The following is a 13,418-nucleotide window of genomic DNA, read 5'->3' as shown; positions in this document are numbered from 1 at the left end:
CGTCCGACCCGGTGGACGCGCCCGGGGCGGCGCGGCCCGACCAGGGGGCCGCCGCCGACCGCCCCGCGGCGGGGTGGCAAGGTGGCCGGAACGAGGACCGGGCGAGGAGAGGGAGCGGGGGATGGCGGGACGGCAGCGGGTGGCGGCGCTGGCCGCCATCGCCGTGCTGGCGAGCGGACTGACCGCCTGCGGTGGCGACGGGACGCCCGCCACGCCGTCCGGCAGCCCGAGCGCGACCAGCGCCCCGCCGACCAGCGCCACCCCGACCGGGCCGGCCAAGCCCACCGACCGCTCCCCGCACGGGGTGCTGCTCTCCGCCCAGCTGGCCATGCAGACCGCCCGCCGGGCCAAGGTCAGCTACCGGCTGGGCGCGGACGCCGGCTCCGGCCCGCTGTTCTGGGCCCCCAAGACGGCGCTCCAGATCAAGCGCTCCACCCCCGCCGAGGCCGAGCAGCTGATCGTCGTGGACACCGTCGGCTACCAGGGCGGCGACGCGGCCACGGCGGCCCGGCACGACGGCAAGCACTGGGAGCGCTTCTCCGTCCCGCCCGATTCGGACGGGCACAAGGAGGTCCCGTACGCGGGTCTGATCGACCTGCTGAACCCGGTCGAGGCACTGGCCGCGGCCACCGCCGACGGGGTGGACGCCACCTTCGTCGGCGAGGAGAAGTACGAGGACTCCACCGTCGAGCACTACCGGGTGACCACCACCGCCGAGAAGTACGCGGCCGCCCAGACCCAGCTGACCCAGGCCCGCCGGGACGGCCTGCGGGCCGCGCTGGCCCCCGGGGGCTCGCTCTCGCTCACCGTGGACCTCTGGCTCAACGACAAGGACCAGCTGGTCCGGCTCCAGCGCACCGGCAGCGGGGACAGCGGCGGCACGGACGACTCGGTGCTCTACTCCGACTTCGCCGGCCCGCTGCTCTCGGCCCAGGCCCCGGCCGAGACGGACACCGTGGACACCGGCGTCCGGACGGTCTCCCCGCTGGCCCGCTGAGCCCGCCCCGCCGGGCCCCGCCGGGCCCCGCCGACCCGCCGGGCACCACCCGGACCGGGTCGACCAGGGGCGATTTGCCCCGGACGGCGGAGTCCGGCTACTGTGGCGGAAGCCAAAGACCGCTGGTTGTCATCGTGCGCCCGCAAGGGAGCCGGTGTCCGAAGGATCTGCGCTTCGTCGCAGGCAGCCCGCGCAGGTGTGTCTGGAGCTTCGACTTCCGGGTCCGCGTTCGCGTGGAAGCCGTCGAGGTCGTTTCGAGCCCCGTGCGCCTGCGCACCGGGGCTCATTGCATTTTCGCAGGAGCTTTCCTTCCGTCCGGCCGGTTCGAGGTGTGAATGGTCGACTTTCGCGGTCGGCCGGACTTCGACATCACGGAAGGAGGCGTAAGCCTATGGCCAGGCCCGACAAGGCTGCCGCCGTCGCCGAGATCACGGACAAGTTCCGTGGCTCCTCCGCGGCGCTGCTGACCGAGTACCGCGGTCTCTCGGTGAAGCAGGTCAAGACCCTGCGTCGCTCGCTCGGCGACAACGCCGAGTACGCCGTGGTGAAGAACACGCTGACCAAGATCGCGGCCAATGAGGCCGGGATCTCCGAGCTGGACGACCTGTTCAACGGTCCGACGGCTGTCGCCTTCGTCACCGGTGACCCGGTGGAGTCGGCGAAGGCTCTGCGTGACTTCGCCAAGGACAACCCCGCTCTCATCATCAAGGGCGGTGTCCTTGACGGTAAGGCGCTGTCCGCCGATGAGATCAAGAAGCTCGCGGACCTCGAGTCCCGCGAGGTGCTGCTCGCCAAGCTGGCGGGTGCCCTGAAGGCCAAGCAGTCCCAGGCTGCCGCGCTCTTCCAGGCCCTGCCGTCGAAGCTCGTCCGCACTGTGGACGCGCTGCGCGACAAGGTCGAGCAGGGCGGTGCCGGTACGCCGGCTCCCGCCGCCGAGGACGCGGCCGCCGAGTAATTCGGCAGGCTCACGCCTCGCTGCGGGCCCGTACGCCCGCCAACCCGTACATCCGGCACCACCTGCCGATTTAGTGGAAGGACGCCATCATGGCGAAGCTGACCCAGGACGAGCTGCTCGCGCAGTTCGAGGAGCTCACCCTCATCGAGCTCGCTGCCTTCGTGAAGGCCTTCGAGGAGAAGTTCGACGTCACCGCTGCCGCCCCGGTCGCCGTTGCCGGCGTTGCCGGCCCGGGTGCCGCCGTTGAGGCCGTCGAGGAGCAGGACGAGTTCGACGTCATCCTCGACGGTGCCGGCGACAAGAAGATCCAGGTCATCAAGGAGGTGCGCACCCTGACCTCCCTCGGCCTGAAGGAGGCCAAGGACCTCGTTGACACCGCTGGTGCCAAGGTCCTGGAGAAGGTTGCCAAGGACGTTGCCGAGAAGGCCAAGGCCGCCCTTGAGGGTGCCGGCGCCAAGGTCACCGTCAAGTGACTTCTCGCCCCCTCTGAGGGGGCCTGAGGCCGGGCCGATCACCCTTGCGGGTGGTCGGCCCGGCCTTTTTGCATGCCCGGAACCGGGCGGTCCGGTGCCCGGAAACCACCGGTGTGGCCGATCGCTCACTCGGCACCGTCGGTGGCGAGGAGTAAGGTGATCACCGTCGTCGACGGCGGCTCCCACCACGGCTTCTGTAACGCCGGAGGGGCCAGGACCGATGGACGGGTCGAGGTCCGCACCGCCGGCGGGCCCTTGACGAACCCGGCGCGGCGCGCGATTCTCAAGGCGCGAGTCCGCCCGGTTGGTTTGCGGCTGGATGCATAACCAGCGGCTCCGGCGGGAAATGACTCCACGTGAGTTAGAGCAGTACCCGGTGGGCCCCGTGCCCCCCGGCTACCGGGAGGAGTCTCCGATTCGGTTTCCGAATCAGAGCTGGACAGCAGTGTCGCCTTTGGCTACACTGTCCCTTTGCGCTGCCTGTTAGCTGCTCCGTGACTCGTCGCCCGGAGTTTGCGTTGCCCTGATGGGGTCTGGCACCGCCTCCGCAAAGCGGCTCTGACCTGGGGTTTCGACCCCGGCGGAGGCCAGTGGCGAGGGAGGCGGCACCAAGCCCAAGCAGGCCCGGCTGGTACGCGCGTAGTGAGCTCCGAGCCCTCGGAAGGACCCCCCTCTTGGCCGCGCCGCGCAACGCCTCGAACAATTCCGCCGCATCCACCGCCCCGCTCCGCGTCTCGTTCGCGAAGATCAAGGAGCCCCTCGAGGTCCCGAACCTCCTGGCCCTGCAGACCGAGAGCTTTGACTGGCTGCTCGGCAACGCGGCCTGGAAGGCCCGGGTCGAGGAGGCGCTGGAGTCCGGTCAGGACGTCCCCACCAAGTCCGGTCTGGAGGAGATCTTCGAGGAGATCTCCCCGATCGAGGACTTCAGCGGGTCGATGTCCCTGACCTTCCGCGACCACCGTTTCGAGCCGCCGAAGAACTCGATTGACGAGTGCAAGGACCGCGACTTCACGTACGCGGCTCCGCTCTTCGTCACGGCCGAGTTCACCAACAACGAGACCGGTGAGATCAAGTCTCAGACGGTCTTCATGGGCGACTTCCCGCTCATGACCCACAAGGGCACGTTCGTGATCAACGGCACCGAGCGTGTCGTCGTGTCGCAGCTGGTCCGCTCCCCGGGTGTGTACTTCGACTCCACCCTGGACAAGGTGTCCGACAAGGACATCTACTCCTGCAAGGTCATCCCCTCGCGTGGTGCCTGGCTGGAGATGGAGATCGACAAGCGCGACATGGTCGGCGTCCGCATCGACCGCAAGCGCAAGCAGTCCGTCACCGTGCTGCTCAAGGCTCTCGGCTGGACCAACGAGATGATTCTCGAGGAGTTCGGCGAGTACGAGTCGATGCGCAACACCCTGGAGAAGGACCACACCCAGGGCCAGGACGACGCGCTGCTGGACATCTACCGCAAGCTGCGTCCGGGCGAGCCGCCGACGCGCGAGGCCGCGCAGACGCTTCTGGAGAACCTGTACTTCAACCCGAAGCGCTACGACCTCGCGAAGGTCGGCCGTTACAAGCTCAACCGCAAGCTGGGCAACGCCGAGTCGCTGGACTCCGGCGTGCTCACCGAGCCCGACATCATCGGTGCGATCAAGTACCTGGTGAAGCTGCACGCCGGTGAGACCGAGTGGCGTGACGAGACCGGCCGCGACATCGTGGTCGAGGTCGACGACATCGACCACTTCGGCAACCGCCGCCTGCGCAACGTCGGCGAGCTCATCCAGAACCAGGTCCGTACGGGTCTCGCCCGCATGGAGCGCGTCGTGCGCGAGCGCATGACCACCCAGGACGTCGAGGCGATCACGCCGCAGACCCTGATCAACATCCGGCCGGTCGTCGCCTCCATCAAGGAGTTCTTCGGCACCAGCCAGCTGTCGCAGTTCATGGACCAGACGAACCCGCTGTCGGGCCTGACCCACAAGCGTCGTCTGTCCGCGCTCGGCCCCGGTGGTCTGTCCCGTGAGCGGGCCGGCTTCGAGGTCCGTGACGTGCACCCCTCGCACTACGGCCGCATGTGTCCGATCGAGACCCCGGAAGGCCCGAACATCGGTCTGATCGGGTCGCTGGCCTCGTACGGCCGGGTCAACGCCTTCGGCTTCATCGAGACCCCGTACCGCAAGGTCGTCGACGGTGTCGTCACCGAGAAGGTGGACTACCTCACCGCCGACGAGGAGGACCGCTACGTCATCGCCCAGGCGAACGCGCCGCTGACCGCGGACCTGCACTTCGCCGAGCCGCGCGTCCTGGTCCGCCGCCGTGGTGGCGAGATCGACTACATCCCCGGCAGCGAGATCGACTACATGGACGTCTCGCCGCGCCAGATGGTGTCGGTCGCGACCGCCATGATCCCCTTCCTTGAGCACGACGACGCCAACCGCGCGCTCATGGGCTCGAACATGATGCGCCAGGCGGTGCCGCTGCTGAAGAGCGAGGCTCCGCTGGTCGGTACCGGCATGGAGTACCGCTGCGCCGTCGACGCCGCCGACGTGATCACCGCCGAGAAGTCCGGTGTGGTCCAGGAGGTCTCGGCCGACTACGTCACCGTGGCCAACGACGACGGCACGTACACCACGTACCGCGCCGCCAAGTTCACCCGCTCCAACCAGGGCACCGCCTTCAACCAGAAGGTGCTCGTGGACGAGGGCGCCCGGGTCGAGGTCAACCAGGTGCTGGCCGACGGCCCCTGCACCGACGAGGGCGAGATGGCCCTCGGCAAGAACCTGCTCGTGGCGTTCATGTCGTGGGAGGGTCACAACTACGAGGACGCGATCATCCTGTCGCAGCGCCTCGTGCAGGACGACGTCCTCTCCTCGATCCACATCGAGGAGCACGAGGTCGACGCCCGTGACACCAAGCTCGGCCCCGAGGAGATCACCCGGGACATCCCGAACGTCTCCGAGGAGGTCCTCGCCGACCTCGACGAGCGCGGCATCATCCGGATCGGTGCGGACGTCGTCACCGGCGACATCCTGGTCGGCAAGGTCACCCCGAAGGGTGAGACCGAGCTGACCCCCGAGGAGCGCCTGCTCCGCGCGATCTTCGGTGAGAAGGCCCGTGAGGTCCGCGACACCTCGCTGAAGGTCCCGCACGGTGAGTCCGGCAAGGTCATCGGCGTGCGCGTCTTCGACCGCGAGGAGGGCGACGAGCTTCCCCCGGGCGTGAACCAGCTGGTCCGCGTCTACGTCGCCCAGAAGCGCAAGATCACCAACGGTGACAAGCTCGCCGGCCGCCACGGCAACAAGGGTGTCATCTCCAAGATCCTCCCGGTCGAGGACATGCCCTTCCTTGAGGACGGCACCCCGGTCGACATCATCCTCAACCCGCTGGGTGTCCCGTCCCGAATGAACCCGGGACAGGTCCTGGAGATCCACCTCGGGTGGCTCGCCAAGCAGGGCTGGGACGTCTCCGGTCTCGCCGACGAGTGGGCCCAGCGCCTGCAGGCGATCGGCGCCGACCAGGTCGCCGGCGGCACCAACCTCGCCACCCCGGTCTTCGACGGTGCCCGCGAGGACGAGATCACCGGCCTGCTGGACAACACCACCCTCACCCGTGACGGTGAGCGCCTGGTGAACTCCACCGGCAAGGCCCGCCTGTTCGACGGTCGCTCCGGCGAGCCGTTCCCGATGCCGGTCTCGGTCGGCTACATGTACATCCTCAAGCTGCACCACCTGGTCGACGACAAGCTGCACGCCCGTTCGACCGGTCCGTACTCGATGATCACCCAGCAGCCGCTCGGTGGTAAGGCGCAGTTCGGTGGTCAGCGCTTCGGTGAGATGGAGGTGTGGGCCCTTGAGGCGTACGGCGCTGCGTACGCGCTGCAGGAGCTGCTCACCATCAAGTCCGACGACGTCCTCGGCCGTGTGAAGGTCTACGAGGCCATCGTCAAGGGCGAGAACATCCCCGAGCCCGGCATTCCCGAGTCCTTCAAGGTGCTCATCAAGGAAATGCAGTCGCTCTGCCTCAACGTGGAGGTGCTGTCCTCGGACGGCCAGTCCATCGAGATGCGGGACTCCGACGAGGACGTGTTCCGCGCCGCCGAGGAGCTCGGCATCGACCTGTCCCGGCGCGAGCCGAGCAGCGTCGAAGAGGTCTGACGGAGGTCGGGCCGGCTGCCCCGCGCAGCCGGCCCCGCCCCCAGGCCCCCCTCAGACCACAGACAAACTCTCGAATCACGAAAGAGGGCTTGACGACCAGTGCTTGACGTCAACTTCTTCGACGAGCTCCGCATCGGCCTGGCCACCGCCGACGACATCCGCCAGTGGTCGCACGGCGAGGTCAAGAAGCCGGAGACCATCAACTACCGCACCCTGAAGCCCGAAAAGGACGGACTCTTCTGCGAGAAGATCTTCGGCCCCACCCGGGACTGGGAGTGCTACTGCGGCAAGTACAAGCGCGTCCGCTTCAAGGGCATCATCTGTGAGCGCTGTGGCGTCGAGGTGACCCGCGCCAAGGTGCGCCGTGAGCGGATGGGCCACATCGAGCTGGCCGCCCCGGTCACCCACATCTGGTACTTCAAGGGTGTGCCGTCCCGCCTCGGCTACCTGCTCGACCTGGCGCCGAAGGACCTTGAGAAGGTCATCTACTTCGCCGCCTACATGATCACCTGGGTCGACGACGAGCGCCGCCAGCGCGACCTGCCGTCCCTGGAGGCGCACGTCTCGGTCGAGCGCCAGCAGATCGAGAACCGTCGCGACTCCGACCTCGAAGGCCGCGCGAAGAAGGCCGAGACCGACCTCGCCGAGCTGGAGGCCGAGGGCGCCAAGGCCGACGTGCGCCGCAAGGTGCGCGAGAGCGCCGAGCGCGAGATGAAGCAGCTGCGCGACCGCGCGCAGCGCGAGCTCGACCGTCTCGACGAGGTGTGGGCCCGCTTCAAGAACCTCAAGGTCCAGGACCTTGAGGGCGACGAGCTGCTCTACCGCGAGCTGCGCGACCGCTTCGGCACCTACTTCTCCGGCTCGATGGGCGCGGCGGCCCTCAAGGACCGCCTGGAGACCTTCGACCTGGCCGAAGAGGCCGAGCGCCTGCGCGAGATCATCCGCACCGGCAAGGGCCAGAAGAAGACCCGTGCGCTGAAGCGCCTCAAGGTCGTCTCCGCGTTCCTCCAGACCAGCAACAAGCCCAACGGCATGGTGCTGGACTGCGTCCCGGTCATCCCGCCGGACCTGCGTCCGATGGTGCAGCTGGACGGTGGCCGCTTCGCGACCTCCGACCTGAACGACCTGTACCGCCGCGTCATCAACCGCAACAACCGCCTGAAGCGCCTGCTCGACCTCGGTGCCCCCGAGATCATCGTGAACAACGAGAAGCGCATGCTCCAGGAGGCCGTCGACGCGCTGTTCGACAACGGCCGCCGCGGCCGTCCGGTCACCGGCCCGGGCAACCGCCCGCTGAAGTCCCTCAGCGACATGCTGAAGGGCAAGCAGGGTCGTTTCCGCCAGAACCTGCTCGGCAAGCGAGTCGACTACTCGGCCCGTTCGGTCATCGTCGTCGGCCCGCAGCTCAAGCTGCACCAGTGCGGTCTGCCCAAGGCCATGGCGCTGGAGCTCTTCAAGCCGTTCGTGATGAAGCGCCTGGTCGACCTGAACCACGCGCAGAACATCAAGTCGGCCAAGCGCATGGTCGAGCGTGCCCGCCCGGTCGTGTGGGACGTGCTCGAAGAGGTCATCGCCGAGCACCCCGTCCTGCTGAACCGTGCGCCCACCCTGCACCGCCTCGGCATCCAGGCCTTCGAGCCGCAGCTGGTCGAGGGCAAGGCCATCCAGATCCACCCGCTCGTCTGCACCGCGTTCAACGCGGACTTCGACGGTGACCAGATGGCCGTCCACCTGCCGCTCTCCGCGGAGGCGCAGGCCGAGGCCCGCATCCTGATGCTGTCCTCGAACAACATCCTGAAGCCGGCCGACGGTCGCCCCGTCACCATGCCGACCCAGGACATGGTGCTCGGTCTGTTCTTCCTGACCTCGGACCGCGACAACGTGAAGGGCGCCGGCCGCACCTTCTCGTCGACCGCCGAGGCGATCATGGCCTTCGACGCCCGCGAGCTGGACGTCCAGGCCCCGATCGAGCTGCGCCTCGGCGCCGGCACCGTCCCGCCGCGCGGCTGGACCCCGCCGGTGGACGAGGAGGGCCAGTCGAGCTGGTACGAGGGTGAGCCCTTCCGCCTGACCACCACCCTGGGCCGCGCGCTCTTCAACGAGCTGCTGCCCGAGGACTACCCGTTCGTCGACTACGAGGTGGGCAAGAAGCAGCTCTCCGCGATCGTCAACGACCTGGCGGAGCGCTACCCCAAGGTCACCGTCGCGGCGACCCTGGACAACCTGAAGGCGGCCGGCTTCCACTGGTCGACCCGCTCGGGTGTCACCGTCTCGATCTCGGACGTCATCGTCCCGCCGAGCAAGCCCCAGATCCTGGAGGGCTTCGAGGCGAAGGCGGAGAAGGTCCAGAAGCAGTACGAGCGCGGTCTGATCACCAACGACGAGCGCAAGCAGGAGCTCGTCGGCATCTGGACCCAGGCGACCAACGAGGTCGCGGACGCCATGGCCGCGAACTTCCCGAAGACGAACCCCATCTTCATGATGGTCGACTCGGGTGCTCGTGGAAACATGATGCAGATGCGCCAGATCGCCGGTATGCGTGGTCTGGTGTCGAACGCCAAGAACGAGACCATCCCGCGACCCATCAAGGCGTCGTTCCGTGAGGGTCTCACCGTGCTGGAGTACTTCATCTCCACCCACGGTGCCCGTAAGGGTCTGGCCGACACCGCCCTCCGTACCGCCGACTCCGGTTACCTCACCCGTCGTCTGGTCGACGTCTCCCAGGACGTCATCATTCGCGAGGAGGACTGCGGCACCGAGCGCGGCCTGAAGCTGTCGATCGGCAACGTGGGCGCCGACGGCGTGCTGCGCAAGGCCGACGACGTCGAGACCAGCGTGTACGCCCGCATGCTCGCCGAGGACATCACCGTCGACGGCAAGCTGCTGGCCACCGCCAACACCGACCTCGGTGACGTGCTGATCGACGAGCTCATCCGCCACGGAGTGTCCGAGGTCAAGGTCCGCTCGATCCTGACCTGTGAGTCGGCCGTCGGCACCTGTGCCTTCTGCTACGGGCGCTCGCTGGCCACCGGCAAGCTGGTCGACATCGGTGAGGCGGTCGGCATCATCGCCGCCCAGTCCATCGGTGAGCCCGGTACCCAGCTGACCATGCGTACCTTCCACACCGGTGGTGTGGCCGGTGACGACATCACCCAGGGTCTGCCGCGTGTCGTCGAGCTCTTCGAGGCCCGTACCCCCAAGGGTGTGGCCCCGATCTCGGAGGCCGCCGGTCGCGTTCGCGTCGAGGACACCGAGAAGACCCGCAAGCTGGTCATCACGCCGGACGACGGCAGCGACGAGATCGCCTACCCGGTCTCGAAGCGCGTGAAGCTGCTGGTCAGCGAGGGCGAGGCGGTCGAGGTCGGCCAGAAGCTGACCATGGGTGCCACCAACCCGCACGACGTCCTGCGCATCATGGGCCAGCGTGCCGTCCAGGTCCACCTGGTCGCCGAGGTCCAGAAGGTCTACAACTCGCAGGGTGTGTCGATCCACGACAAGCACATCGAGATCATCATCCGGCAGATGCTCCGCCGCGTGACGATCATCGAGTCGGGCGACGCCGAGCTGCTGCCGGGCGAGCTCGTCGAGCGCGGCCGCTTCGAGACCGAGAACCGTCGGGTCGTCGCCGAGGGCGGTCACCCCGCCTCCGGCCGTCCGCAGCTGATGGGTATCACCAAGGCCTCGCTGGCCACCGAGTCCTGGCTGTCGGCCGCCTCCTTCCAGGAGACGACCCGGGTCCTCACCGACGCGGCGATCCACGCCAAGTCGGACCCGCTGCTGGGCCTCAAGGAGAACGTCATCCTCGGTAAGCTCATCCCGGCCGGTACGGGTCTGCCCCGCTACCGCAACATCCGGGTCGAGCCGACCGAGGAGGCCAAGGCCGCGATGTACTCGGCCGTCGGCTACGACGACTACGACCTGTCGCCCTTCGGCGCCGGCTCCGGCCAGGCGGTTCCGCTGGACGACTACGACTACGGCCCGTACACCGGCTGAGTCCCAGGTCACCGATCGCAGGGCGGTCACCCCATCCGGGGTGGCCGCCCTGCGGCGTTCCCGGCTCACGCGGCGCCCCTGTGTCACCCGTGCGGGGGAGGCGGGGGAACCGCTCCGGCGGGGGAGGCGGCGGAGGGGGTGGTCGCGGGAGGCTCCTCGTGTCGGATGACGGGGCTGGCGAAGGGGCAGGGACATGAAGCGGGTGCTGGGCGCGGTGGCGATCACGGCGGCGGTGGTGCTGGGGATGCAGGGGTGCCTGCCGTCGTGGGGCTCGGACGAGCGCCGGACGGTGAGCTACGGCGTGGCCGAGCCGGTCAGGGAGCTGGTGGTCGAGGGCGAGAACGGCGGGGTGGTGGTGACCGGCGACGGCGGTTCGGTGGAGGTCGTCGAGCGGCAGAGCTACCGGGGGGACGCGCCGAAGACCACGCACGAGGTGAAGGACGGCGTGCTCCGGCTGTCCTACACGTGCCACTCGTGCGGGGTCGGGTACACCGTGCGGGTGCCGGCCGGGACGAAGGTGCGGGTGAAGGAGGAGAACGGCGGGGTGCGGCTGTCCGGGCTGGCCGCCGAGGTGGACGCCCAGGTGGAGAACGGCGGGGTCGAGGCCACCGGGCTGACCGCCCCGGAGGTACGGCTGAACGCCACCAACGGCGGGGTGCGGGCCGACTTCGCGTCGGCGCCGACGACGCTGGACGCCAGGACCGCCAACGGCGGGGTGCAGCTGAAGGTGCCGTCCGGGGAGGCGTACTCGGTGGACGCCCAGGCGCAGGTGGGCGGGACGGCCGTGAGCCTCCCCTCGCAGCCGGGCGCGGCGCACCGCATCACGGCGCGGGCGGAGACCGGCGGTGTGACGGTCAGTGGTGTCTGACCGGGCCGTCCCCGAGGTCCTGCCGGTAGGGCATGATCTTCTCCGCGGGGACGGCGTCCCCGGTCACGGGGGAGGTACGGCGGTGGAGCGCGCGGCGCGTTGGCGGGGCTGGACGGCCGGGTTGAGCCCGTACGTGCTGGACACCTTCCTGGCGGTCTGCTCGGCGGCGGTGTCGATCTGGTCGGTCTACAACGACGACACGGACTGGCCCTGGTGGGTGTACCTGCTGGCGGTGTCCACCGCGCTGTTCCTGCCCTGGCGGCGCCGCGTCTCGCTGGCCGTCCTGATCGCCGGCAGCCTGCCCTCGCTGGCGCTGTCGGTGGTGGCGCACTCGGCGAACCCGCAGGTGCCGCTGTACGCGGTGATCGGGATGTACACGGTGGCGGAGCGCTTCCCCGACCGGCAGCGCTGGTCGGTGCTGGCGGTGGTGGTGGTCGCCAACGTGATCGGCACCCACTCGCCGAACGGCGCGCTGTTCAGCGTGCTCACCTCGGGCGGCTCCTTCGTCTTCGGCGCCCTGGTGCGCTCCCAGCGGCGGTTGGCCCGGGTGGAGGCGGAGCGGGCGCGGGAGGCCGGGGTGCGGGCGGCCAGCGAGGCGGGCCGGGCGGTCGCCGAGGAGCGGGCCCGGATCGCCCGGGAGATGCACGACATCCTGGCGCACGCCGTGTCGTTGATGGTCATCCAGGCCGAGGCCGGGCCACTGGTGGTGCGCAACGACCCGGACCGGGCGATCCGCACCTTCGACACCATCGCCGACGCGGGCCGCGACGCGATGGTCCAACTGCGGCGGGTGCTCGGGGTGTTGAAGGACCCGGAGGCGGGGCGGGAGCTGGCGCCGCAGCCCCGGCTGACCGAACTCGCCGACGTGGCCGAGCGGGTGCGCGGGGCCGGCCTGCGGGTGGACCTCGAACTCGCCGACGGGCTGGGCGGGTTGCCCGTCGACGTGGAGACGGCGGCGTACCGGATCGTGCAGGAGGCGCTGACCAACACCGTCAAGCACTCCGGGGCCGACCGGGCCGCGGTCCGGGTGCGGCGGGCCGGCGAGGTGCTGGAGGTGGTGGTCTCCGACAACGGCCGCGGGGTGCCGCTGACCGCCGACCGTACGGTGGCCGGCTGGTCCGGCGGGCGCGGGCTGGTCGGCATCCGGGAGCGCGCGGCGGCCTGCGGCGGACGGGCCGAGGCCGGCCCGGGGCCGGAGGGCAGGGGTTTCCTGGTGAGCGCCCGGCTGCCGCTGGGGGCCGCCGGCGTGGTGGAGAGGGTGGGCGGATGACGCCGATACGGGTGGTCGTCGCGGACGACCAGGAGCTGGTGCGGGCCGGGTTCGGGATGATCCTGGACGCGCAGCCGGACATCGAGGTGGTGGCCGAGGCCCGCGACGGCGCCGAGGCGGTCGAGGCGGTGCGCGAGCACGGCCCGGACGTGCTGCTGCTGGACGTCCGGATGCCGGTGATGGACGGGCTGGAGGCGGCCCGCCGGGTGTGCGCCGAGTTCCCGTCCACCAAGGTGATCATGCTGACCACCTTCGACATCGACGACTACGTCTTCGACGCGCTGTACGCGGGCGCGAGCGGCTTCCTGCTCAAGGACGTCCGGCGGGACGACCTGGCGCACGGGGTGCGGATGGTCGCCTCGGGGGAGGCGCTGCTCGCCCCCTCGGTGACCAGGAGGCTGATCGGCGAGTTCGCCGCCCGCCGGCCCGGCGGCCGGGAGCGGGCGGTGCGGCCGCCGTCCAAGCTGCTGGAGCAGCTGACCCTGCGCGAGCGGGAGACGCTGCGGCTGATCGCGCGCGGGCTGTCCAACGCGGAGATCGCGGCCGAGCTGGTGGTCAGCGAGCACACGGTGAAGACGCACGTCAGCAATGTGCTGAGCAAGCTCGGCCTGCGCGACCGGGTGCACGCGGTGGTGTTCGCGTACGAGGCCGGGGCGGTGGTGGCGGGGGAGTCCTGAGCGACTCGCTCCTGCGGGGGAGGCGGTGAGTTCG

The 13,418-nt window shown here is 69.6% G+C and carries 8 protein-coding genes; all 8 read left to right on the top strand.

The genetic code is table 11. From position 1 onward, the window contains the following. Positions 1-121: 121 nt before the first annotated feature. A complete protein-coding gene (locus tag RZ50_RS16735) occupies positions 122-997 on the top strand; it encodes a hypothetical protein (RefSeq protein WP_196951781.1) in 876 nt (291 codons plus the stop codon). Between the two features lie 391 nt (positions 998-1,388). Next, positions 1,389-1,952, top strand: a complete 564-nt coding sequence (gene rplJ, locus RZ50_RS16730; protein WP_196951782.1) for a 50S ribosomal protein L10 — start codon at positions 1,389-1,391, stop codon at positions 1,950-1,952. A gap of 89 nt (positions 1,953-2,041) precedes the next feature. After that, positions 2,042-2,425: a 50S ribosomal protein L7/L12 gene (rplL, locus tag RZ50_RS16725; protein WP_196951783.1), complete on the top strand. Its 384-nt coding sequence runs from the start codon at positions 2,042-2,044 to the stop codon at positions 2,423-2,425. A gap of 674 nt (positions 2,426-3,099) precedes the next feature. Next, positions 3,100-6,576, top strand: coding sequence for a DNA-directed RNA polymerase subunit beta (gene rpoB / locus RZ50_RS16720; RefSeq protein ID WP_196951784.1), 3,477 nt, complete (start codon positions 3,100-3,102; stop codon positions 6,574-6,576). A 99-nt stretch (positions 6,577-6,675) separates the two neighbouring features. Continuing rightward, a complete protein-coding gene (locus tag RZ50_RS16715) occupies positions 6,676-10,569 on the top strand; it encodes a DNA-directed RNA polymerase subunit beta' (protein ID WP_196951785.1) in 3,894 nt (1,297 codons plus the stop codon). Positions 10,570-10,762: 193 nt separating this feature from the next. After that, positions 10,763-11,437: a DUF4097 family beta strand repeat-containing protein gene (locus tag RZ50_RS16710; RefSeq protein ID WP_196951786.1), complete on the top strand. Its 675-nt coding sequence runs from the start codon at positions 10,763-10,765 to the stop codon at positions 11,435-11,437. 82 nt (positions 11,438-11,519) lie between these two features. After that, a complete protein-coding gene (locus RZ50_RS29240; protein WP_196951787.1) occupies positions 11,520-12,707 on the top strand; it encodes a sensor histidine kinase in 1,188 nt (395 codons plus the stop codon). Next, a complete protein-coding gene (locus RZ50_RS16700) occupies positions 12,704-13,384 on the top strand; it encodes a response regulator transcription factor (protein ID WP_196951788.1) in 681 nt (226 codons plus the stop codon). The genes RZ50_RS29240 and RZ50_RS16700 overlap by 4 nt, the downstream gene beginning before the upstream one ends. Positions 13,385-13,418: the final 34 nt, after the last annotated feature.

The organism is Kitasatospora sp. SUK 42 (assembly GCF_015776785.2).
In the GTDB taxonomy this organism is placed as follows: domain Bacteria; phylum Actinomycetota; class Actinomycetes; order Streptomycetales; family Streptomycetaceae; genus Kitasatospora.
Note: the sequence above shows the minus strand (reverse complement) of the source record. Positions and strands in the feature narration are given on the sequence as shown.

Excerpts from the sequence above, each read along its gene's own strand:
- RZ50_RS16735 (WP_196951781.1), top strand. The coding sequence starts at position 122 with ATGGCGGGACGGCAGCGGGTGGCGGCGCTGGCCGCCATCGCCGTGCTG.
- RZ50_RS16700 (WP_196951788.1), top strand. The coding sequence starts at position 12,704 with ATGACGCCGATACGGGTGGTCGTCGCGGACGACCAGGAGCTGGTGCGG.
- RZ50_RS16710 (WP_196951786.1), top strand. The coding sequence starts at position 10,763 with ATGAAGCGGGTGCTGGGCGCGGTGGCGATCACGGCGGCGGTGGTGCTG.
- rplL (WP_196951783.1), top strand. The coding sequence starts at position 2,042 with ATGGCGAAGCTGACCCAGGACGAGCTGCTCGCGCAGTTCGAGGAGCTC.
- rplJ (WP_196951782.1), top strand. The coding sequence starts at position 1,389 with ATGGCCAGGCCCGACAAGGCTGCCGCCGTCGCCGAGATCACGGACAAG.